This is a genomic window from Nitrospirota bacterium (assembly GCA_037386965.1).
GTDB lineage: Bacteria > Nitrospirota > Thermodesulfovibrionia > Thermodesulfovibrionales > JdFR-86 > JARRLN01.
The window spans coordinates 1-21,889 of the sequence record JARRLN010000028.1; the positions used below are offsets into that span (position 1 = coordinate 1).

General features: G+C 62.1%; 24 protein-coding genes, 1 tRNA gene and 1 pseudogene. 13 read left to right on the plus strand and 13 right to left on the minus strand.

Translation table 11 applies throughout. The features are described from left to right. Positions 1-269: 269 nt before the first annotated feature. The 3 genes and pseudogenes from P8Y39_05585 to tadA form a co-directional block, all read right to left on the minus strand. Positions 270-920 carry a hypothetical protein gene (locus P8Y39_05585; GenBank protein MEJ2191809.1) on the minus strand — a complete coding sequence of 217 codons (651 nt, stop codon included), beginning with the start codon at positions 918-920 and terminating at the stop codon, positions 270-272. 323 nt (positions 921-1,243) lie between these two features. Beyond that, positions 1,244-1,333: transfer RNA gene (locus P8Y39_05590), tRNA-Ser, on the minus strand. Continuing rightward, a pseudogene (tadA, locus tag P8Y39_05595) lies at positions 1,329-1,781 on the minus strand (tRNA adenosine(34) deaminase TadA). The gene P8Y39_05590 and the pseudogene tadA overlap by 5 nt, the downstream one beginning before the upstream one ends. Before the next feature lie 106 nt (positions 1,782-1,887). Between tadA and P8Y39_05600 the strand changes: the two are divergent. Continuing rightward, positions 1,888-2,448 (plus strand): Slp/YeaY family lipoprotein, encoded by a 561-nt coding sequence (locus P8Y39_05600; protein ID MEJ2191810.1) that lies wholly within the window; start codon positions 1,888-1,890, stop codon positions 2,446-2,448. A 3-nt stretch (positions 2,449-2,451) separates the two neighbouring features. Here P8Y39_05600 and P8Y39_05605 read toward each other — a convergent pair whose 3' ends face one another. From P8Y39_05605 to purM, 3 genes are read right to left on the minus strand one after another with little or no spacing between them, the layout of a single operon-like run. Continuing rightward, a complete protein-coding gene (locus tag P8Y39_05605) occupies positions 2,452-2,841 on the minus strand; it encodes a polymer-forming cytoskeletal protein (protein MEJ2191811.1) in 390 nt (129 codons plus the stop codon). Then, a complete protein-coding gene (locus P8Y39_05610) occupies positions 2,842-3,681 on the minus strand; it encodes a M23 family metallopeptidase (GenBank protein MEJ2191812.1) in 840 nt (279 codons plus the stop codon). Next, positions 3,668-4,711, minus strand: coding sequence for a phosphoribosylformylglycinamidine cyclo-ligase (gene purM, locus P8Y39_05615; protein ID MEJ2191813.1), 1,044 nt, complete (start codon positions 4,709-4,711; stop codon positions 3,668-3,670). The genes P8Y39_05610 and purM overlap by 14 nt, the downstream gene beginning before the upstream one ends. 92 nt (positions 4,712-4,803) lie before the next feature. Here purM and surE point away from each other — a divergent pair, with 92 nt between their 5' ends. From surE to P8Y39_05630, 3 genes are read left to right on the plus strand one after another with little or no spacing between them, the layout of a single operon-like run. After that, positions 4,804-5,586 carry a 5'/3'-nucleotidase SurE gene (gene surE / locus P8Y39_05620; GenBank protein ID MEJ2191814.1) on the plus strand — a complete coding sequence of 261 codons (783 nt, stop codon included), beginning with the start codon at positions 4,804-4,806 and terminating at the stop codon, positions 5,584-5,586. After that, complete coding sequence (locus P8Y39_05625) at positions 5,553-6,203, plus strand: protein-L-isoaspartate(D-aspartate) O-methyltransferase (GenBank protein MEJ2191815.1); 651 nt, start codon at positions 5,553-5,555, stop codon at positions 6,201-6,203. The genes surE and P8Y39_05625 overlap by 34 nt, the downstream gene beginning before the upstream one ends. Before the next feature lie 59 nt (positions 6,204-6,262). Then, on the plus strand, positions 6,263-6,496 hold the full coding sequence (locus tag P8Y39_05630; GenBank protein MEJ2191816.1) for a hypothetical protein: 234 nt from the start codon (positions 6,263-6,265) through the stop codon (positions 6,494-6,496). Here the strand turns inward: P8Y39_05630 and P8Y39_05635 are convergent. Then, a complete protein-coding gene (locus tag P8Y39_05635; protein MEJ2191817.1) occupies positions 6,491-7,063 on the minus strand; it encodes a DUF502 domain-containing protein in 573 nt (190 codons plus the stop codon). The genes P8Y39_05630 and P8Y39_05635 overlap by 6 nt on opposite strands. Positions 7,064-7,208: 145 nt before the next feature. Here P8Y39_05635 and P8Y39_05640 point away from each other — a divergent pair, with 145 nt between their 5' ends. After that, positions 7,209-7,670, plus strand: a complete 462-nt coding sequence (locus P8Y39_05640) for a chemotaxis protein CheX (GenBank protein MEJ2191818.1) — start codon at positions 7,209-7,211, stop codon at positions 7,668-7,670. Between the two features lie 42 nt (positions 7,671-7,712). Beyond that, complete coding sequence (locus tag P8Y39_05645; protein ID MEJ2191819.1) at positions 7,713-8,834, plus strand: SAM-dependent methyltransferase; 1,122 nt, start codon at positions 7,713-7,715, stop codon at positions 8,832-8,834. On the opposite strand, the gene P8Y39_05650 is transcribed toward P8Y39_05645, so the two are convergent. The 3 genes from P8Y39_05650 to sppA all read right to left on the minus strand — a co-directional run bounded on the left by P8Y39_05650 (position 8,816) and on the right by sppA (position 10,767). Next, positions 8,816-9,589: a sugar phosphate isomerase/epimerase gene (locus P8Y39_05650; GenBank protein MEJ2191820.1), complete on the minus strand. Its 774-nt coding sequence runs from the start codon at positions 9,587-9,589 to the stop codon at positions 8,816-8,818. The genes P8Y39_05645 and P8Y39_05650 overlap by 19 nt on opposite strands. Next, positions 9,590-9,925, minus strand: coding sequence for a zinc ribbon domain-containing protein (locus P8Y39_05655; protein ID MEJ2191821.1), 336 nt, complete (start codon positions 9,923-9,925; stop codon positions 9,590-9,592). It lies immediately after the preceding gene. A 113-nt stretch (positions 9,926-10,038) separates the two neighbouring features. Further along, complete coding sequence (sppA, locus tag P8Y39_05660; protein ID MEJ2191822.1) at positions 10,039-10,767, minus strand: signal peptide peptidase SppA; 729 nt, start codon at positions 10,765-10,767, stop codon at positions 10,039-10,041. Positions 10,768-10,911: 144 nt separating this feature from the next. Here sppA and P8Y39_05665 point away from each other — a divergent pair, with 144 nt between their 5' ends. The 4 genes from P8Y39_05665 (at position 10,912) to P8Y39_05680 (ending at position 15,250) form a co-directional block, all read left to right on the plus strand. Continuing rightward, positions 10,912-11,724: a CbbQ/NirQ/NorQ/GpvN family protein gene (locus P8Y39_05665; protein MEJ2191823.1), complete on the plus strand. Its 813-nt coding sequence runs from the start codon at positions 10,912-10,914 to the stop codon at positions 11,722-11,724. Then, entirely contained in the window at positions 11,721-13,928 is a 2,208-nt protein-coding gene (locus P8Y39_05670) for a hypothetical protein (GenBank protein ID MEJ2191824.1), read from the plus strand. The genes P8Y39_05665 and P8Y39_05670 overlap by 4 nt, the downstream gene beginning before the upstream one ends. 164 nt (positions 13,929-14,092) lie before the next feature. Continuing rightward, the gene (locus tag P8Y39_05675) at positions 14,093-14,632 is read left to right on the plus strand and encodes an NlpC/P60 family protein (GenBank protein ID MEJ2191825.1); all 540 of its coding nucleotides are present in this window, start codon (positions 14,093-14,095) and stop codon (positions 14,630-14,632) included. Positions 14,633-14,674: 42 nt separating this feature from the next. Then, positions 14,675-15,250: a pyruvate kinase alpha/beta domain-containing protein gene (locus tag P8Y39_05680; GenBank protein MEJ2191826.1), complete on the plus strand. Its 576-nt coding sequence runs from the start codon at positions 14,675-14,677 to the stop codon at positions 15,248-15,250. A 7-nt stretch (positions 15,251-15,257) separates the two neighbouring features. On the opposite strand, the gene alaC is transcribed toward P8Y39_05680, so the two are convergent. Both alaC and lipA read right to left on the minus strand, forming a co-directional pair. Next, positions 15,258-16,439, minus strand: coding sequence for an alanine transaminase (gene alaC / locus P8Y39_05685; protein MEJ2191827.1), 1,182 nt, complete (start codon positions 16,437-16,439; stop codon positions 15,258-15,260). Further along, positions 16,436-17,326, minus strand: coding sequence for a lipoyl synthase (gene lipA, locus P8Y39_05690; GenBank protein ID MEJ2191828.1), 891 nt, complete (start codon positions 17,324-17,326; stop codon positions 16,436-16,438). Before lipA ends, alaC begins: the two co-directional genes overlap by 4 nt. 186 nt (positions 17,327-17,512) lie before the next feature. Between lipA and P8Y39_05695 the strand changes: the two genes are divergently transcribed. The 3 genes from P8Y39_05695 (at position 17,513) to P8Y39_05705 (ending at position 21,338) form a co-directional block, all read left to right on the plus strand. Then, complete coding sequence (locus tag P8Y39_05695; GenBank protein ID MEJ2191829.1) at positions 17,513-19,996, plus strand: PAS domain S-box protein; 2,484 nt, start codon at positions 17,513-17,515, stop codon at positions 19,994-19,996. Positions 19,997-20,185: 189 nt separating this feature from the next. Continuing rightward, positions 20,186-20,884: a PilZ domain-containing protein gene (locus P8Y39_05700; GenBank protein MEJ2191830.1), complete on the plus strand. Its 699-nt coding sequence runs from the start codon at positions 20,186-20,188 to the stop codon at positions 20,882-20,884. 280 nt (positions 20,885-21,164) lie between these two features. Next, positions 21,165-21,338, plus strand: a complete 174-nt coding sequence (locus P8Y39_05705; GenBank protein MEJ2191831.1) for a hypothetical protein — start codon at positions 21,165-21,167, stop codon at positions 21,336-21,338. Between the two features lie 52 nt (positions 21,339-21,390). On the opposite strand, the gene P8Y39_05710 is transcribed toward P8Y39_05705, so the two are convergent. Next, complete coding sequence (locus tag P8Y39_05710) at positions 21,391-21,885, minus strand: universal stress protein (protein MEJ2191832.1); 495 nt, start codon at positions 21,883-21,885, stop codon at positions 21,391-21,393. Positions 21,886-21,889: the final 4 nt, after the last annotated feature.

Here is a 21,889-nt window from a genome sequence, read left to right on the forward strand (position 1 = left end):
AAAGGCTGAGAAACCTCGCCAGCCCGACCGGGGGCTACGTCATGTTCAATAACGTCTTCATGTTCGAGAATGCTCGAGAATTCAAGGCCCTTGTCGAAGGGTGAGAGACGCCGGAGCTTCCGCCCTCGGCGTGCAAGAGGGCGCGTTATATCCATGCGGCCATTGAGCAGCATAGAGAGGCGGTTAATCGGAGGGGGCGGGGAAAAGTAATCAGTCCTGAAGTTCGTCAAGAAAAAAGTAATCACCCGAGAGAATAACCTATATCTTCTTCAAAGAAAATAACCTTTATCTTCTTCAAAGCGAAATCCTTTGCTACTTTCGGATAATTGACCAACAAAAACCAGATATTCAGGAACGTCAAAAAGAGCAAACAATTTTATTCTGACGACAACCTCGTTGTCCATAACAAAAGGATATACCACATGGAGTGCTTTGGCGCGAATTATCTGCTCTTCGGCTGTACCGATGAAACGATCAATATGCTCAATGTGTCTGCCTTCAATGATTGGTAGAGCATATTCAAATTTAAGTCTAAATTCTCCTCTAGCATACCAGGGATAAATAAAAGCCCATGCAATTTTCGCAAGCATACGACCAAAATCATTCGTATGCATAAGAAACGATTCAAGTTCTATTTTCGCGAAACCAAAAGAGCTTGAAAATGATTCGAAAGTCTGCCCCCCGACTGGGATTATAACTCGCCTCGAACCTCGCTTTATTTCGAGTTCTCCTTTATCGGCATGACCACTCATTTTACCCGGGAGGGGAAAGATGGGCAAATGCAAAAAAGTAGGGTAGTCATCTAGGGAAACTTCTCTTCTTTCCTCTCGCCCGTTACGGGTAATTGTTATAGAACAGCTTTTTGGATGGGTCTTTTTCCTCGATGGTAACCCAAGTGCAGCTCGTGGAACCTTAAACATATTTCCAAGGACCCTACCCTCGAAAGCAGAAGTGATCGCAGCGTGCTTCTGGCAACTGGCTCTCACGTGTACTGCGCTGCCATTCAGACCATAAGGCACGATGTGTTCATCACTTAAAGGCTCCTCTACTGAAGCACAATAAATACAGTGATTCATTCTGGAACACCGATATCGTGGCTCGCGTTTAAGTTTCATTCGCGCATATCAGTCAGGAAGCCTGCTGTACGACTGCTGTACGACTTTTCTCTTGACTTCCACGTCGGGATGCTTAAAATAATCCTTAAATAATGGTCCCTTTCACCGCCTTCCCTTAAGTGAAGAACTGGCGGAGAGGGAGGGATTCGAACCCTCGGTGGAGTTGCCCCCACAGCGGTTTTCGAGACCGCCGCCTTCAACCACTCGGCCACCTCTCCTCGCACGAAAAAAATCCTTCAGCAACGCGGCGCATTCCTCCTCGAGGACCCCGGCCGTCACCTCCACCCGGTGATTGAGCCTCCTGTCCTCGAGCAGGCCGAAAAGGCTCTGGGCTCCCCCTTTGGGGTCGCCACAGCCGTAGACCAGCCTCCCCAGCCGGGCGTTCACCATGGCCCCCGCGCACATGGGGCAGGGCTCCTTGGTGACGTAGAGGGTGGCGTCCTCAAGGCGCCAGCCCCCTGCCGCCCCCTTCTTCGCTCCCCTCCTCAGGGCCAGAACCTCCGCATGGGCGGTGGGGTCTCCCGTGCGCTCCCTCCGGTTGTGGGCCCTGGCAAGCACCCTTCCTTCCCGGACCAGCACCGCCCCCACAGGCACCTCCCCAGCGGCTTCCGCACGCCCGGCCTCCCTGAGGGCAAGCGTCATGAAGTGCTCGTTGGTATTCTCCACTTCCTTGAAATTACTACATATTTGGCCGCAAAATCAACAAAGGGCCCTCTGCCCGCGCGCCAATATTTCTCTTGCCATTCCCCCGGGAAGGTGCTATATCTCAACTATGGGACGCCTCCTCGCCATCGCCATCGTTGCGCTCCTTCTGGCCGGATGCGCCCACGCCATCTCGAAGAACCTGCGTGAAGAAGCCCTGAGCGTCCCCTTCCAGACGGTGAAGGAAAACGTTGATGAATACAAGGGCTCCCTCTTCATCTGGGGCGGCTTCATCGCCGATGCCCGCCCCTCCGCCGAGGGGACCACCCTCGAAATCGTCCAGAACCCCCTGGACAGATATGGAGCGCCGGAGAACACCGACGTCTCCCACGGGCGCTTTCTCGCCCGGGTGAACAAGACCCTGGACCCCCTCATCTATAAAAGGGAGCGCCTGGTAACCGTGGCCGGCGACCTGGTGGGCAAACAGGAGGAAATGCAGGGCGGAAGAACCTTCACTCTGCCGGTGCTTCAGGTGAAGGAGCTCAAGCTCTGGAAGACCGAGGAGTACACGTATCCGTATACAGGGTATTATTACTGGCCGGACTGGTACTACTGGCCTTCTCCGTTTTACGGCCCCTTCTACGGACCGCCTTACCCCGGGGGCCCCTTCTATCCCTATCCCTTGAGATAGCCTCTACTGCGTCGCCTGGACTTCCTTGAACTTCTCCTGGTCAAGCTCGATGAGGTTGGAGGCCTCCCGCTGCATGGCCACCTTGCCGTCGAGCACGCCGCCTTCTATGACCAGCAGCTTGCTGGTGACCACGTCGCCCGTGACCTGGCCCTTTCTCTTTATCTCCACCACCTCTTTGGCCGAAAGGTTGCCCTCCACGGTGCCGCCCACCACAACGCCGCTTGCCTGAATGTCGCCCTTCAGAACGGCCTTATCCCCGAGGATGACCCAATCGGCGGCGACGTTTCCCGTGACCTGCCCGTCTATCCTGAGCGTCCCCTTGGTGGAGAGATCGCCCCTTATGTGCGTATTTTTGCCGACGAAGGTTTCCAGTTTTTCGTTCTTCTGGAACATTTACGAGGTTCCCCCTTTGAGGTATTTTTTCGGGTTGACGTTCTTGCCGTCCTTCCATATCTCGTAGTGGACGTGCGGTCCGGTAGCCCTGCCCGTAGAGCCCACGTAGGCTATGACGTCGCCTCTTTTCACCACATCGCCCACCTTGACCGCTATCTTCTTGTTGTGGGCGTAATAGGTGGTATAGCCGAAGCCATGGCCGATGGCCACGAGGTTGCCGTTTGCCCCGCTTCGGCCGGCGAAGATGACGATGCCGTCCGCGGTGGCATCGACGGGGTCGCCCGGACGGGCCGAGATGTCCATCCCCGTGTGGAAGTCCCTCCTGCCCGTGATGGGATGAATTCTGTAGCCGTAGCCCGACGAAATCCACCCCTTCACCGGCCATCCCATGGGCGTGGCCATGTAGAGGTCGCGCTGCTCGCTCAGGTAATCGCGGATCTCTGCCACGGAGTCCATGGTCTTCTCTATCTGCTTCTTGAGAATGTCGGCGTCCAGGGCGCCCATGTCCGTGCTGCTCATGTTCTCCAGGACCGCATCCTTGCTGCCGAGGGAAAAGAGCTTCCGGAACTGCTTCTCGGCGAGCTTCAATGAGGATATGGTCGACTCTATCTCGGCGAACTCGTTCTGATAGTAGTCAAGCTTCTCCTTGGTGGGGCGATACGCGAAGGCGTCCAGCGCAAGGCTGTAAACGTACACCGCTCCGAATACGCTCAGAACAGCGGCTCCGAGCAGACCCATGAGGGGAACGTTCAACCGCAGGGACTTTCTGCTTGAGTGGGGGATGAGCATGATGGTCACAGGGAGAAGCAATCTCTTCAGAAACAGCCTAATCCTGTACATATCTCACCCCGCGCTCTCCTTTCTCAGTGGTTCCCAGGACACAGGAATAATACCCATTTTCCTCCAAACATTCAAGAGCTTTCTGAAGAAACTCTCCCTTGACCGCGATTATAAAGCCAATTCCGAGGTTGAAGGTGCGCCGCATGTCTTCCTCGGGCACCTTGCCCATGTCCCGTACCAGTCCAAAGACCGGGGGCTCCTGCCAGGCCCGCAGGTTCACTCGCGCCCGCACGCCCTCGGGCAGGATGCGCGGCAGGTTTCCCGGTATGCCGCCTCCCGTGACGTGGGCCATCCCCTTCACCGGGACGGAGGCCAGAAGCGCCCGTATGCCTTTCACATAGATGCGTGTGGGCCTCAGCAGCTCCTCGCCCAGCGCTCCGCCCAGCTCCGGCACGTAGGTATCGGGCGTCATCTTCATCTTCTCGAAGAAGACTTTCCGGACCAGGGAATAGCCGTTGCTGTGAAGTCCGCTGGACAGCAGGCCCACCAGGACATCGCCGGGCTCGATGGAGGAGCCGTCCACAATCCCGTCCCTTTCCACCGCGCCCACGGCAAAGCCGGACAGGTCGTACTCCCCCTCGGCGTAGAAGCCGGGCATCTCCGCCGTCTCGCCGCCCACCAGGGCGCAGCCCGCCTCCTGGCAGCCCCGGACGATGCCCTCGATGACCTGGGCCCCCTGGTCGGCCCGGAGTTTCCCCGTGGCGAAGTAGTCGAGGAAAAAGAGGGGCTCCGCCCCGCTGGTCAGGATGTCGTTGACGCACATGGCCACCAGGTCTATGCCTACCGTGTCGTGCCGTGCGGCCAGGAAGGCCACCTTGAGCTTCGTGCCCACGCCGTCGGTGCCGCTGACCAGCACCGGCTGCCGGTAGCGGGAGATGTCCAGGTTGAAGAGGGCCCCGAAGGAGCCGATGCCGGTGAGCACTTCCGGCCTGAAGGTCTTCTTGACCAGAGGGGCTATGCGCGCAACGAAACGGTCGCCTTCGCCGATGTCCACGCCCGCTTTCTTGTAGGTGAATTCGTCTTCATGCATGGACGCATATATATTGCACAAATCACCCCAAAGGGGCAAGTCTCTTTTTTCCTTTATTTTCATGGTCAAATTATAATTTGCTAGAATGTATTATGCCAGTGATTCTTATCACGAACGACGACGGCATCGCAGCCGAGGGCCTGAAGGCCCTTTTTCGCGAGCTCTCGCCCATGGCCGAGGTCTATATCGTGGCCCCGGACAGGGAGCGCTCGGCCTCCGGCCGCTCCCTCACCCTGCACAAACCCCTCCGGGTGCAAAAGACCGGGGAGCGCTCCTTCAGCGTCAGCGGCACCCCCACGGACTGCGTGGCCGTGGGGGTGGAAAAGATTCTGCCCGCCAGGCCCGACGTCGTCGTTTCCGGCATAAACAACGGCCCCAACCTGGGCGACGACATAACCTACTCGGGCACCGTCTCGGCCGCCATGGAGGCGACGGTGATGAACATCCCCTCCCTGGCCGTCTCGCTGAACGTGGGCAACGGTGAGAAGGCCCATTTCGCCACGGCCGCCAGGGTGGCCGCCTCCCTTATCCACCATGTGCTTGAGCACGCCCTGCCCTTCGACACCCTCCTGAACGTCAACGTCCCGAACATCCCCCTGGAGGAGGTCGCCGGGTTCCGCCTGACGCGGCACGGCAAGCGCATTTACGAGGGGGCCATCCACGAGACCGTCTCCCCCTGGGGCGAGGTCTACTACTGGATTGGCGGCGGGGTTCCGTACTGGGAGCACGGCGAGGATACCGACATCCAGGCAGTCCTGGGCGGGTACGTCTCCGTCACCCCGCTTCATCTGGACCTCACCAACTACAAGGCAATGGACTTTCTCAGAAGGAGCTGGGAGCCATGGATTACCCGGGACAAAGGGAGCGCATGGTAATGAGCCAGCTCGCGGCCCGGGGCATCAGGGACGCCCGGGTCCTGGAGGCCATGCGCTGGGTGCCGCGGCACCTTTTCGTGCACGAGCCGCGCCACCAGCATCTCGCCTATGAGGACATGGCCCTTTCCATCGGCGAGGGGCAGACGATATCCCAGCCGTACATAGTCGCGGCCATGACCGAGCTTCTGGAGCTCACGGGCCGGGAACTGGTCCTGGAGGTGGGCACGGGCTCGGGATACCAGACGGCCGTCCTGGCCGAGCTCTCCCGGAACGTCTACACCATCGAGAGGGTGGACCTCCTGATGCGGAGCGCCGAGCGGACCCTGAACTCCCTGGGCTACCGGAACGTCCATTTCCGCGTGGGCGACGGAACCCTGGGCTGGCCGGAGGCCGCCCCCTTCGACCGCATCCTCGTCACGGCGGCCTGCCCGTGCCTGCCGGGTCCGCTCGCGGAGCAGCTCGGGGAGGATGGCGCCGCCGTAGCCCCCGTGGGACAAAAACACTCCCAGGACTTGGTAAAGTACCGGAAGCGGCACGGCAGGCTTATCGAGGAGGACCGTTCGGTCCCCTGTGTTTTCGTCCCCCTGCTCGGAGAGCACGGCTGGAAGGAGAGATGAAGAAAAGCGGTCCGGCGTGCTAAACTGGCACACATTCTTTTGAGGAAAGGATACGGGGCTTGAAGAACACGCTCATATTCGTGGCCTTCGTCCTCCTGGTCCTCGGAGGACTCTATCTCATAAGCGGGGACCGCTCCCCCCGCATACCGGACGACGCCCTGCACGCCGGCCTCTCGGAGAACGCAGCGTGCGCGGTATGCCACGGGCCGGGCATGGAAGAGGCCCTCTCGGCGGAGCATCCCCCGAAGGACGACTGCCTCTACTGCCACAAGCGGAAGAGGACCGCCTCATAGCTCCTTTGGCGTCTCCTTTTCGTCCTTCCGGAAGGAGACCCCTCCGGAGACGATGAAGGCCATGACGTCGCCGCTGTCGGCGGCCACGGGCCGTACCTGCTCGCGGGGGACCACGATGAGGTTGCCGGCGAAGTTATAGGACTGGGGCAGGTAGACGGCCACGCACTCCTTCATGCCCAGGGCGTCCAGGCTCTCGGCGGTGACAAAGCCCAGGACCTGCATGCTGCTTCCCGGCGCCAGGGTAACGGCCACGGGCCGGTTGAAACGCCTTTTGTCACCCACGAAGGCCTCGATGAGGTCCTTGAGCGACGTGTATATCAGCTTCACCAGGGGGAGCTTTCTCATGAGCTGGTCCACCCAGGAAAGGACGGTGCGCGTCACGAAGTTCGACGCGATGAACCCGATGAGCGTGATGGCCAGAATCGTCACCAGGATGCCCACCCCGGGTATCTCGAACTGGAAAAGCCCGTCCAGGCGCACGAACACAACGTATATGATATAGACGGTGGCCACAACGGGAACCAGAAAGAGCAGACCCTCGAGAAAGTATCGTGTGAGCCTTCGCATGAAACGTTCCTCCTTTCGCCGTTCTCCGACATAGGATTATCAACTCCGGGGCGGCGAAAAGTAAAGGGCTCGCACCGGGCGGAATTTGTCCTTGCAAAGGCTCGCGCAATAGTGCTACCATCAGGCGACCTTTTGTAAGGTGGACATGGAAAAGACTTTCGTCAACGCCCTTGTAGACGCCTCCCGGCACGTCATCGAAAGCATGACGGGCACCGCGCCCGACGCGAAACCGCCGGTAAAGGCCCGGGAGGACGGCCCGAGCACGTACGCGGCGGCAACACTGGGCATGACCGGCGCCCTTGCGGCGTCCGTGTCCGTCTGTTTCAGCAAGGACGCCATCTATCGGCTGCATCGCGCGGTTCTGCCCGACGAAGGGGAGGTCACCTTCTCGAGCATCGGCGACCTCGTGGGAGAGATAGCCGGCATGATATGCTCGGCCACGCGCACCATCCTGGCCGCCCAGGGCCTTCAGTACGAGTCTTCCCTCCCCATGGTGACGCTGGGGGACCGGCAGCACATCCACAGTCCCTCCGGGACGAAGACGCTCTGCATACCTTTCCTCTTCGAAGACAGCCCTTTCTTCATAGAAGTGACCTTCCCGGGCTGACACCCCTCCTGAGCGTGCCACAACCGGCTGTATAATGTACCCATGGATGCCCTTGTCCGGAAGATACGCCGGAGGATGGAAAGCGAGGGGCCCCTTACCTTCAGAACGTTCATGGAGATGGCCCTGTATGAGCCCGGGCTCGGCTATTACGCCCGCCGGGAGACGAAAATGGGCAGGGAGGGGGACTTTTACACCAGCGCCCATCTGCATCCCGCCTTCGGCCGGATGATGGGAATCCAGATGGAGGAGATGTGGAGCTGCCTGGGCTCGCCCGCCCTGTTTACGGTCGTGGAGATGGGAGCGGGCGAGGCCTTTCTGGCCAAGGATATGCTCGATTCCCTCAGAGGGAGCTCCTTTTATCGCGCCCTCTCCTACGTCATCGTGGAGCGCAACCCCTGGCTTGCGGAGGGACAGGAGCACCTCCTCAAGGACCATGAGGGCACGGTGCGCTGGGTCTCCTCTCTGGAGGAGATGGACAGCGTGAGGGGCTGCGTCCTTTCCAACGAGCTCCTGGACGCCTTTCCCGTCCACCTTGTGGAAATGAGAGACGGGCTCAGCGAGGTCTACGTCGACGCCGCCCCGGACGGCGCTTTCAGGGAGACCCTGGGCCCTCCAAGCACCGAGGCGATAGCCGGGTACTTCGAGCGGTTCTCCATCTCGCTCCCCCGGGGCTACCGGACGGAAGTGAACCTGGACATGAGGGCCTGGCTAAGGGGCGTGGCCCGGGTGCTCCGGGAAGGGTTCCTCATGTCCATCGATTACGGCCACACGGCCCAGGACTATTACAGCGAAGAGCGCTCCCGGGGGACTCTTCTGTGCTATCGCCGCCATCGCCTCTCGGAAGACCCGTACCGGAATGTGGGGGAACAGGATATGACCGCACACGTCAATTTCTCGGCCCTCAAGGCATGGGCCGCCGAGGAGGGCCTCGGCACCCTGGGCTACTGCCGCCAGGGCGCCTATCTCGTCTCCCTGGGCATTGACAAGCTCATAGGGGCGCTCCATGAGCACGCCGAGGATTACGAGTTCCAGGTGGCCCGGATAAAAAGGCTCATTCTCCCGGGAACCATCGGCGAGACGCACAAGGTCATGGTGCAGTACAAGGGCGAGGCGAGGCCCGTCCTGCGGGGGTTCATGCTCAAGAATCAGGTGGATACGCTCTGAAGCAGGGCGTTCAGCCGCTCGATGCCCAAAAGCACGTCCTCTGCGGTATGGACCTCGAGCGTATGGATGACCTCTTTGCCCCTGAGGGCGCGGAAAAGCTCCGGAAAATCGAAAGTGCCCTCCCCCGGCACCAGGTGCTGGTCCGTGTCCCCGCGGTTGTCGTGCAGGTGAAGCTCGATGATGCGGGGGCCCAGGGCGTCGAGCCATCGGGCAAGGGGGAGGCGGGAGAAGAGGTTGAAATGGCCCGTATCGAAGCACACGCCAAGCACGTCCTCGCATCCCAGCTCGCCCAGCAGGCGGGCCAGCGAGGAGGGCTCGTCTTCGAAAATGTTCTCGATGGCCACCCTGGTCCCGGCTCGCCTGGCGCGCTCGATGACCTCGGGCCAGGTCCTCATGGAGCCCCTCAGCCAGAGGTCCACGTCGTGGCCGTACTTCCATCTCTCGTATCCGGAATGCATGACGACCGCACGGGGATGGATGCGCTCGGCAAGGGCGAAAACCTGGGCGTACCGGAGCATGGTCACCTCCCGTACGCGGGGGTCCACCGCTCCGGGCGAAAGGTCCATGAAGGGGGCGTGGATGGTCACGGTGGGCCCGTACCCGAGGCCCTCGAGGAACGCGGCTACTTCATCGGGGGAGACTTCATCGAGGTCTTTCCCGCTCAGCAAGAGCTCCAGGTTGAGCCGGTGCCTGCGGATGAACGCCTCGTGCTCGACCCGCCGGTCATAAGGGAGGTTGACCTGGGGATGGACCACTTAGGCCGCGGAGGTGGTTTCTTTCGCGGCCTGGGAAGGTTTGCTCTCCTCGGCCTTGGACCCGGTCGACTCGGTCGAGGCCTTCTTCTCGCCGGCCTTGGGCTCGGCCGGCTCGGCCGAGGTCTTTTTCTCCCCGTTGCCTCCGTTATTCTTGTCCGCCGAGGCGTAGCCGTCGGCGTACCAGCCCCCGCCCTTGAGCACGAAGGATGTGCTGGAGATGAGCTTGGTCAGCCGCCCTCCGCAATGGGGACAGGTCTCAAGCCGGGGGTCGCTGAACTTCTGCCAGGCCTCGTGCCGCTCCTGGCAGTCGAGACAGCGGTACTCGTATATGGGCATGTCCAGCCTCCAGGAAAACAAATTATATCCCGTACTTAGCACTCCCAAAAAGAGAGCGCTAATATGTTAGCGCATTTCTCCCGCAGCCGTCAATATCTGCGGAAAAACGGCCGTTACAGGCCCCGCCACCAGAGCTCGTCGGCCAGGGCGCCGGCGGCCTCAGTCATGACCCTCTTGAGCAAGCGTTTCCGGGGCCTGAGCGTCATGGTTTTAAGGGGAGAAACGCCCGTTTCCCGGGAAAGCTCCTCCAGGGCGTCCTGGTAGTCCCGGACCCCGTCGATGAGCCCCAGGGTCCCGGCCCTCCGGCCGCTGAAAAGCTCCCCGGTTGCAAGCTCCCTGACCTTCTCCGGGGGCATGCCCCGGGCCGTGGAGACCATCTCGATGAAGCGCTCGTAGATGTCCTCCTGCAGGGACTCCAGAACCCGCCGCTCCTCCTCGGTGGACTCCCGGTGAAAGAGGGTCATGTCCTTCATGGCGCCCTTCTTCATGACCTCCAGGGAGATGCCCGCCCTTTCCATGAGTCCCCGCACCACGGGCTTTATGGAAAGCACCCCGATGCTGCCCACGAGTCCCGTGGAAGGAGCGTATATCTTCCGGGCGGCGGCGGCCGCCATGTAGCCGCCGGAGGCGGCCATGAGGGCGTAGCAGTACAGGGGTTTCTTCTCGTTGAGCCTTTTCAGCCGGTCGTAGAGGTACTCGCTGGCCACGGCGGAGCCCCCGGGGCTTTCTATCTCCAGCATCACGCCCTTTATGTTCCCCGAGCGCTCCAGCCCCTGGAAAAGGCCCGCGTACTGCTCGATGGTCCGGCTGAAGATGGGGCCGCTCAGAGGAACCACAGCCATGCGCTCGACCGGGAGCTTTGCAAGGAGGCGCTTGAACATAGATGAAGTGTAGCAAAGAGGCACATTGTGGGCAAGTTAACCCGAGCCGGGGGGCGGGAGACATCGGCGGTCGCCGGCAGGGCTGGTCTTCGCTATAATAAATATATGACCACTGAAACCATTGACATTTCGAGACATTACATCAGCGAGGAGCCCTTCTACCTCCCCATGGAAAAAGAACTCGAGCTGTTCGACGCGGCCTACCGCAACAGGATTCCGGTGCTCCTGAAGGGCCCCACGGGCTGTGGAAAGACCAGGTTCATGATGCATGTGGCCTGGAAATACCGGAGGCCCCTGGTCACGGTAGCCTGCCACGACGACCTCACCGCCTCCGACCTCGTGGGCCGCTACCTGATGAAGGGAGGGCAGACCGTCTGGGTGGACGGGCCGCTCACCGCCGCCGTGAGGGCCGGCGGGTTCTGCTACCTGGACGAGGTCGTGGAGGCCCGGAAGGACACCACCGTGGTCATTCACCCCCTGGCGGACGACCGGCGGCTCCTTCCCGTGGAGAAACGCGGCGAGCTCCTCAAGGCCCCGCCGGACTTCGTCCTGGCCATCTCCTATAACCCGGGATACCAGAGCGTCCTGAAGGACCTCAAGCAGTCCACCCGGCAGCGGTTCCTGGCCCTGGAGTTCACCTATCCGCCCCGGGAGCTGGAGACCGAAATCGTCATGCACGAGTCGGGCACGGACGAGGAGACCGCTCGCACCCTGGTGCTCTTCGCGGAGAAGACCAGAAACCTCAAGGACCGGGGCCTCCTGGAAGGGGCGAGCACCCGTCTTCTGGTGCACGCGGCCAAGCTCATCCGCTCCGGCATCGACCCCGCCCAGGCCATAGGGGCGGCCGTGGCCGAGCCCCTTACGGACGAGCACGAGATGCTTGCCGCCCTGCGGGAGATCCTCCAGTCCGTCCTATGAGCGCATCGCCCCGGCAGCACGAGAGGGAGCTCCGGGCGGAGCTCAGCCGCAACCTCGCCCTCTTCTTCTTCGAGAGCGCCGAGGTCGCCTCCATCCTGGCGGAGCTGGACTCCCTGGGCAGGGAGTCGCGCCCGAAGGCCCTGGCCCTCTGTGTCTTCCTCTCCAACATAAGCGGAAACATCGTCCCGAAAGTGGTCCGCCTCCTCAAGGGAGCGGCTGGGGTTCTCTCGGACCAGGAGCTCAGGCGCTGGATACTTGAGGCCTTCGACCTTCTGGACGCCAAGGGCCTGGAGCCGGCCGTCCGCTTCCTCTCGGCCAACGACGAGGCCTCTCTCCGAGCGTGGAGCGCCCCCCGGGGGCTGGAGTTCGACGATGTCTCGGCCACCCTGGAGACCTACATCCGCGGCATATCCGGGCGGGACTTCGCGGTAAAGCCTACGGAGGATACCTGTTACACGGACACCGCCGGGATTTTCCTTCCACGGAAGATGGCCCTTTTCACCCGGCGCGACAAGAACTTTCTCGCCTACAAGCTCATGGCCACCCATGCCTGGGCCCAGATAGAGTTGGAGACCTTCGCCCCCGTCCGCAGAAACGGGGAGAGCAAGGACATCGAGGAGTACTTCGGACAGTTCGAGGAAAGGGAGCTCGCCATCGACGTCTTCAACATCCTGGAGGCCTTGAGGGTGGAGAGCTTCCTCGGAGAAAACCTTCCGGGCCTTCTCCGGGCCGCACGCGAAGTAAAGGAGAAGGTCCTTGTCGCGCTCCCGGAGCAAGACGGGCGGACCGCCCGAAGCGCCTTCGTCCGCAAGCTCCGCCGCCAGTATCTTGCCGGGCGCCTCGCCGAGCCAACCCTGCTTTGCTACCGGCAGAGCCCCGCGCGGGACCTGGAGGCGCTTGAGGCCCTGTACGAGAGGGCCATGGCCCTCCCCGGCCCCTACTCTCCCCTGGCGGGGGCTTCCTTTCCCGTCGCCATCAAGCCCGGCAGGGTGGCCCTTTGCCTGAAGGCCAGGCAGAAAGAGTCCCGGGAACGCCTCACGGCCTTCATCGAGAAGGTCCTGGAGATGCCGGACTTCGTCATGCAGATGAAGCGAAGGGCCCGGGAGAAGAAAGCACAGGAGAAGAGGCCCGAGCCGGGCAGGAAGTACCTTCTTTTGAAGGGAGCCCTCTTTGAGCTCGACCCCGAAATGGAGGAGCTTCTGAGGCACAACGGCGGCATCCCGGGCGCGGTGCTGGTGGACGGCTCGGAGCTTGGGGGCGGCGAGAGTGTCATGGACTTGCGCTCCCTGGTGGAGGAGGAGGCCGAGGCGCCCGAGGTCGCCCGCCCGGCCCGGGGCGGCATCCCCTATGACGAGTGGGACTATAGGCGGGGCGCGTACCGGAAGGGCTGGTGCACCCTCTACGAGCACGACGTCCATCCCGTGCGGGAGCCCTTCGTCGAGAAGACCCTGAGAAAGTACGGCGGGTACATAACGGTGCTCAGGAACAGGTTCGAGATGCTCAGGGCGGAGACCCGCATCCTCAAGCGTCAGAAGGACGGGGAGGGCATAGACATAGACGCGGCCGTGGAGGCCCTGGCCGATGCCAGGGCGGGGCTTTCGCCCTCGGAAAACGTCTTTACCAAGCTCGTGCGCGAGGAGCGCAACATCGCCGTCCTGTTCCTCCTGGACATGAGCGGCTCGACCAAGGGATGGATAAACGAGTCCGAGAAAGAGGCCCTGGTCCTGATGAGCGAGGCCCTCGAGTCCCTGGGAGACCGCTACGCCATCTACGGGTTTTCCGGCATTACCCGCAACAGGGCGGACTTCTACAGGGTGAAGAGCTTCGGGGAGTCTTACGGCGAGGAGGTCAAGCGGCGCATAGCCGGCATCGAGCCCAAGGACTACACGCGCATGGGCCCGGCCCTGCGGCATGCCACCAGAATTCTCCGTGCCGTGGAGGCTCGCACCAAACTCCTCATCACCCTGAGCGACGGCAAGCCCGAGGACTACGACGCCTACAAGGGGGCCTACGGCATCGAGGACACCCGGCGCTCCCTCATCGAAGCCAAGCAGCAGGGCATACATTCCTTCTGCATCACCATCGACAGGGAGGCCCACGAATACCTCCCCCACATGTACGGCGAGGTCAACTACACCTACATAGACGACGTCCGCAAGCTCCCCGGCAAGATGACCGACATCTATACGAGACTCACCACGTAGCCCCACGCCCCTGCCGCAAACCGTCATTCTGGACGATTTGCGGCAAGGACGCCCGCCCCAGGGCACGAAGCCCGGAGGCGGAAAATCCATCGGGCGTGCGGGCTTCCGTGCCCCACCCGGCCCCCACTCCCCCGAGTATGGAAATTGCATCTTGAAAAGGAATCATGCACTGGCGTGCCTTGCTCATACCGGCCCTGGCCCTTTTTCTTCTTGCCGGCTGCGGCGGGACCGGCACCCGGCATGACCTCCCTCTCCGGGAGGGGACACCCGCGCCCGCCGCCCTGGTCAGAGACGGCTCGCCCCGTGATGCACACACCGTGGAGGCGCTGCTTGAGCAGTACAGGGAATGGAAGGGCGTGCCGTACAGGTACGGCGGGCTCAGCAAGGCGGGAGTGGACTGCTCCGGGTTCATCTACATCACCTTGAGAAAGGTCTTCGGCCTCTCCGCGCCGCGGACAACCAGGGAATTGCTCCGCTACGGGCAGCCCGTCCAGAGGGCCCAGCTCGCGGCCGGGGACCTGGTCTTCTTCAGGACAAGGCACAAGGTGCGGCACGTGGGCATTTACCTCGGGGACGGCGCCTTCATCCACGCCTCCACGAGCAGCGGGGTCATGCTGTCGAGGCTTGACGAACCTTACTGGAACCGCGCCTTCTGGCTGGCGCGGCGGCTGCCTGGCGTGACGGTCGGAGAAGTCTCTCCCTGAAATTTCTTTACACCCCGCATCATCATGGGTATAATCTCCTTGGTGATAGAACGGAAGGTCCTATACTTCGAGAAGCCCGGGAAGGTCAATACCCAGGCGTGCCTCGATGTGGTGCGTCGCGTGGTCCAGGAGGACGGTTTCAAGAACGTGGTCCTGGCCTCCACGACGGGAGACACGGGGCTCATGTTTGCAGAGGGCCTGAAGGGCGGCGGGGCCAACCTCATAGTGGTCACCCACTCGGCGGGTTTCAAGGAGCCCAACTCCCTGGAGATGGCCGCCGAGACCCGCAAGAAAATCCTGGACAGCGGGGCCACCGTCTACACGGGCTCCATGCCCACCCATTCCCTGGACACCGCCTTTTCCACGAAGTTCTCGGGCTCGCATGTCTCCCAGATACTGGCCCAGGCCCTGAGGCGCTTTGGCGAGGGCACCAAGGTCTGCTGCGAGATTGTCATGATGGCGACCGACAGCGGCCTCATCCCCGAAGGAAGCGAGACCCTGGCGGTGGCCGGCACGGCCCGGGGGGCCGACACCGTGGCCGTCCTCAAATCGGCCGCCTCCAAGAGGTTCTTCGACCTGAGGGTCCTGGAATTCCTGGCCAAGCCCCGCAATCTCTGAGCCTTTACTACGGCCCCTTGTTCAGGGCCTTCCTGACGCCGCGGACGGCCTGCTTGATGCGGTGCTCGTTTTCCACCAGGGCGAAGCGGACGTACTGGTCCCCGCCCTCCCCGAAGCCTATGCCGGGAGAGACGGCTACCTTTCCTTCCCTGAGGAGGAACTTGCTGAACTCCAGCGAGCCCATTTTCCGGAAGGGCTCGGGAATGTGCGCCCAGACGAACATGGTGGCCTGGGGCTTGGCCACCTGCCATCCCGCCCTGTTCAGGCCGTTGACCAGGGCGTTGCGCCGGGAGCGGTAAACGGCGGCGTTGGCGGAAACACAGTCCTGCGGTCCGCGCAGGGCGACGATGCTCGCTATCTGGATGGGCTGGAACATCCCGTAATCCAGGTAGCTCTTTATCTTGATAAGGGCTCCCACGATGTCGGGATTGCCGCAGCAGAAGCCCACCCGCCAACCCGCCATGGAGTAACTCTTGGTGAGGGAGAAGAACTCCACGCCCACGTCCTTGGCCCCCTTGGCCTGGAGGAAGCTCGGCGCCTTGTACCCGTCGTAGCACAGGTCGGCGTAGGCAAGGTCGTGGATGACCATGACCTCGTTCTCCTTGGCGAAGTCCACCACCTTCTCGAAAAAGTCCACCTTCACCACCTCCGTGGTGGGGTTGTGCGGAAAGTTGACGATGAGTATCTTGGGCCGGGGCCAGGAGTTCTTGTAGGCCCGGTCCATCTGCTCGAAGAAGTCGATGCCCGGCCCGATGGGCACGCTGATGACCTCGCCCCCGGAGATGATGACCCCGTAGGGATGGATGGGATAGGCGGGCGCCGGGGTCATGACGACGTCGCCGGGCTGAACGGCGGCCAGCGTCAGGTGCGAAAGCCCCTCCTTGGAGCCTATGCTCACCACGGCCTCCCGCTCCGGGTCCAGCTCCACCGCGTAGCGCCGCTGGTACCATTCGCAGATGGCCATCCTCAGTTGCGTGATGCCGCGGCTGGCCGAATAGCGGTGGTTCTTGGGGTTGTTGGCGGCCTCGCAGAGCTTGTCGATAACGTGCTGGGGGGCGGGAAGGTCGGGGTTTCCCATCCCCAGGTCGATGATGTCCTCCCCCCTTCGCCGGGCCTCCATCTTGAGGTTGTTCACGATGGCGAAGACATAGGGAGGCAGGCGGTGGATTCTCCGGAACTCGAATTTCATTCTGCCCGTCCGTACATTTCTTCCGCGTTCATCGAGCTCCTCACCAGGGGGGAGGAGGCGGCGAAGCTGAAGCCCATCTCAAGGGCCCTCTCCCGGAGGGCCTCGAAGACCTCGGGAGCCACGTACTCCGCGACCGGCAGGTTTCTCCGCGAGGGACGGAGGTACTGCCCGATGGTGAGCAGGCCGCAGCCGGCACCTCTTAAAGCTGCCATAACCTCCAGGACCTCGTCGAACGTTTCCCCCAGGCCGAGCATCAGGCCGCTCTTGACTGCGATGTTCGGGGACATGTCCCGCGCCGCCCTCAGCAGGGCAAGGGATTGCCCGTAGTCCGCCTGGGGGCGCACCCGGGAATAAAGCCGGGGCACCGTCTCCACGTTGTGGTTAAAGACATCCGGTCCGGCCCCAAGGACCGTCCTCAGGGCGGCCTCGCTCCCCCGGAAATCCGGCGTCAGGACCTCCACCTTCGCCCCGGGCAGCGCCTCCCGCACGGCCCGGATGCCCAGGGCAAACTGCCCTGCGCCTCCGTCGGAGAGGTCGTCCCGGGTGACCGAGGTGATGACCACGTAGCGAAGGCCCATCTGGCGGGCGGCTTCGGCCACCCGTCCGGGCTCCCGGGGGTCGGGCGGCGACACCGGCCCGGAGCGCACGGCGCAGAAGCCGCACCGCCGGGTGCAGACGTCGCCCAGTATCATGAAGGTGGCCGTGGGCTTGGAGAAACAGACCGTCTTGTTCGGACAGCGCGCCTCCTCGCACACGGTGGACAGGCCGTGCCCCCGGAGACGGCGCTTCACCTCGTGCAGAGAGGAGAGGCCGCGCCCTTCCCCTGCGGGCTCCCCCTGCGCTTCGCCGCTTCTGAGCCACGAGGGGAGCCTGCCCTCCTTATGCACAACAGCCCTCTCTAAATTCCCAGAACAAAAACATTTTTCATTCTCGCACAGAGCGAGGCAGAATGTAAAGACGGCCCGGGAAAGAGCAATACAACACACATTAAATGGGTTATAATAATCCAATGACCGAGGACGTTCACACACTTTTCGGCCAGCACGGAAGTGGCCCGCCCCGGAAGGGAAGGCTTGAGACACGCCAGGGCGCTTAAATACATCTTCGTTATCGCATCCATCACGGCCATTGTTTTCCCTCTGGCCACGATTTATTACGTCTTCCCGGCCTTCGGCGAGATAGCGCTTTCCAGCGCCAGGGAAGAGTCCGTGCGCATCGCCGAGCACCTGGCATCCATGGTGGTCACCGAGGACGGCCGGCTCAGGGACCCCCATGAGCTGGAGCCCTTCGTCCTCAAGGCTCAGAGGGATTTCCATATCGAGAAGATCAAGGTCTTCTCCCCGGAAGGCGAGGTCGTCTACTCCACAAACCCCGCCGATGCGGGGAAAACGAACACCAGGGACTACTTCCGCGATGTGGTGGCCCGCGGGAATATCTTCTCCAAGATGGTGCGGAGGGACAGCCCCACGTTGGAGGACCGCATTGTGCGGGCCGACGTGATGGAGACCTACGTGCCCATCACGGAGGGCGGTTCCGTCCTGGGGGCGTTCGAGATCTACTACGACGTCACGAAGTCCCTCGAGAGGATGAACGCCCTCGTCTTCCGCTCCTCCCTCATCCTCTTCGGGCTGGTCCTGGGATTCTTCGTCTCCTCGGGCCTGCTTTTCCTGAGGGCCGAAAAGAGCCCAGGCGGGCAGGAGGAGACGGGAACGCACCGGCACATGGGCTCCCCCCTGCCCTTCCTGCTTCTCATCGCCTTTTCGATTTTTGTGGCCGAGGCCATGGTGATGCTCTTCGTGCACGTCCTTCCGCCCCTCTCTCCGCTGGAGCTGGCCGCGCTGGACGCCACCCTCCTGGTGATGCTCGTCTCCCCCACCCTCTATTTTTTCCTTGTGCGCCCCTTCCTCGAGCACATCCGGGTGCGCCGCGAAGCAGAGGAGGAGCTCAGAAGGCACAAGGGCCACTTGGAGGAGCTCGTGGAGCAGCGCACCGCCGACCTGAGCCGGAGCCACGCCCGCCTGGAGACGGAAATCACCGAGCACACGAAGGCCCAGCAGGCCCTGCGGGAAAGCGAGCAGAGATACCGGTCCCTCTTCGAAAACGCCACGGACCTCATCCAGATCGTCGCCCCCGACGGGCGCCTCATGTACGTAAACCGCGCCTGGAGAGAGACCCTGGGCTACACGGACGAGGACATAAAAGGCCTGGGCATCGGGGACCTCGTGGTTGCCGAGCACCGGGAGGAATGCGCGAAGCTCTTTGAGTGCGTCAGGGACACCGGGGCCGCGGAGCACGTCGAGACGGCCCTTCTGGGCAAGGACGGGCGGACCGTGCTCCTCGAGGGCAGCTGCACCTGCCATTACAAGGACGGAGAGGCGGTTTTCATCCAGTCCATCTTCCGGGACGTCACGGAGAGAAAGAAGCTGGAGGACCAGCTCAGGCACGCCCAGAAGATGGAGGCCCTGGGCACCCTCACCGGCGGGGTGGCCCACGAGTTCAACAACATCATGACCGCCGTCCTGGGCTTTTCCGAGTTCCTCCAGGAAGAGCTCGGAGCGGACAGCCCTCTCAGGGTCTACGCCGATTACATCCAGTCCTCCGCCCTGAGGGCGGCCCGCCTGACGGAAGGGTTGCTGGCCTACAGCCGGCGCCAGTTGACACACAAGGAGCCGGTCGACGTCAACGAGCTTATCTTGCTCGTCCGGGGCTTTCTTTCCCGCATCGTCCCGGAGAACGTCCACGTGAGGACCGAGGCGTCCGCGCAGGACCTGGTGGTAACAGCCGACCGGGGACAGATAGAACAGGTCCTCATAAACCTCTGCACCAACGCCCTGGACGCCATGCCCCGGGGCGGCACACTCGGCATCCGGGCCGACAGGGTGGCCATCGAGAAGGAAACCTTCAAGCATCCCTCGCGCATCCAGCCGGGCGAGTACATCCGCCTCGCGGTAAGCGACACCGGCCAGGGGATGAGCAAGGACACGCTCGTCAAGATATTCGAGCCCTTCTTCACGACCAGGGAAGTGGGCAAGGGAACCGGGCTGGGTCTCTCCATGGTCTACGGCATCGTGAAAAAGCACGGCGGGTACGTGACCGTGGAGAGCAAGCCGGAAGCGGGGAGCACCTTCGAAGTCTACCTGCCCCTGGGCGGCCGGGCGACACGGACAGACTCACCGGCCCTTCCCGCGGAGGGAAAGGAGACCGTGCTCGTGGCGGAGGACGACCGCTCGGTGCGGCACCTCATCAGCCAGGTCCTGGAGAGATACGGCTACCGGCCTCTGACGGCCGCGGACGGCCAAGAGGCACTGAGGACCTTCAAGGAGCATGAGCGCGACGTGGACCTTCTTATTCTGGACATCGCCATGCCCAAGAAACGGGGCGACCAGGCCTTCGAGGAGATTCGGAGGATGAGGCCCGACATCAAGGTCATCTTCATCACGGGGTATGCCGCGCCGGACGTCCATGCGGAGGAAATCCTCGACAACGGATACCCCGTCCTGCAGAAACCAATCTCGCCAAAGGACCTTCTCGCCACGGTGAGCGGCGTCCTGCGCTGAGGAAGCCGGCTTCCAAGGGAGCCCGCCTCTCCTTCCGGCTCTCCCTGCCGTCGCTCTTAGACCCCTCCTCTGAGGTGCGGTTCCTCACTGAAAAGCCGGAGTTTCTCCTTGTATAGTGCAAGAAAAAAGAGGGGCCGAGGCAGGGCCGCCCGCTGACTGGCGCGGAAGCAGCCCGCAAGGAGACAAAGCATGAGCGAGAAGATGAAGGAGCGGTGCAAGCGCATCTGCGGGTCCACGCAGTCGGACTGTTTTTCCCGCAACGCCAAACAGCTCGCCTGCCTCTCCGACCTTGTCATCAACAGCGTCTGCGCGATTTCCACGGTCCTGGAGATGGCCAGGGCGGAGCAGGACAGGGAGGCGGCAACGGACCTTATGGACAAGGCAATGGACGTTACCCGGGAGCTTGTCAACTGGGTAAAGTACCTTCAACTCACGCACGATATCCGCGAGCTGGGCCCCGTGGTCCGGGACAACGCGAAGCTCCAGGCACGGCGCGAATGGCGTTACCCCCTTCCGGAGGTGTACAAGGAGTACATCGGCCTGAACCTGGCCCACCAGGGCGTGGCCATGCCGGCAACCCTGATAAACTTCAGCAAGAGCGGGCTGCAGTTCAAAAGCCCCGTCAGCCTGGAGACCGAAACCCTGATAGACCTCAGGCTCTTTACCCGCCATGTTATCGACAAGGAGGTCGCCATCAGGGCACGGGTGAAGTACATTCTCGTCGAGCAGGGCGATTGCATGGCCGGGGCGCGCATCGAGGAAATCGGAAACCAGAGCGACTTCGATTTCTTCGCCAACGTTCTGGATTTCATCAGGGCTATCCACGAAAGCGCAGCCTTTCCCGACGCCTATCCGGAAGTTGAGTCCTCCGAGCTTCCTTTCTCCTGAGGCGGACCCCGTCCATTCTCAAGAATATTCTCAGAGCGTCTCCATGCGCCAACAGGGGGAGTGAAGTCCTCGGGACGGACGCCTTCGCTCAAGAACATCAGAAGTTAAAGGCAAACATGACCTTATGAGGCATAATATGTTGTTTATAGATAATTATGCAAGCACGGTGAACGTCCCCCGTGACCTGTCCTCCGGCCCCTTCTTGACATCGTGCGTGTGTTTGCTACCATTCGAGGAGAAGCGCTCGAATGCATGAACCCGGAGAAAGGAGGCTCAGAGCATGGACTTGAAGCTCACGGACGTCGAAGCCAGTGCGGTCACGAAGGCGCTCGAAAAATACCTCAGGGACCTCGAGAAGGGGGCCCCCGAGGACAAGGGCGTGCAGACGGAGATAAAAGCGGTCAAGGGCCTTATCGAAAGGCTTCACTCCCTGCCCGGCGCCCCCGGAATATAAGCCCTTCGTCGCGAGAAGGGCCGGGCGCCGTCCTTGGCGCGCCTTCTCCTGCCTATTCCACCACCCAGACCGCGCAGTTCCGGGCGGTGTGGACCATGGTGTTCGACGTGCTGCCGAAGAGGAACTCCTCCTTCTTCGATATCCCGCGTCGGCCCACCACCACGGTGCACGCGTTCAAGCGCCGGACCTCCTCGTAGATGCACCGGGCCAGGGAATCGCACGCCTTTACGACGAGAGTCGTCCCTACCTGGTCCTCCTCGAAGCCCGAATGCAAGAGTATCCGCCGGTAGCGCTCCAGGCCCTTGCGGCCCTCGGCCTCCTTCTCCCCGAGCCAGTCCCGGCGCTGCTGGGCATTACTGAAGTACTCGAGGGGCGGCTCCTGAACCACGTGAAGCAGGGTCACCCTGAAACCCGGCATCCCGCCCAGGATGTCCGCCACGTAAAGGACGGCCCGCTGGGCGTTTTCCGTGCCGTCCACGGCCACCAGCACCTGCCGGACCTGCCCCGCCAGCCCGTAGGCCTCCTTGTCCATCATCGCCTTCTCCATGGTC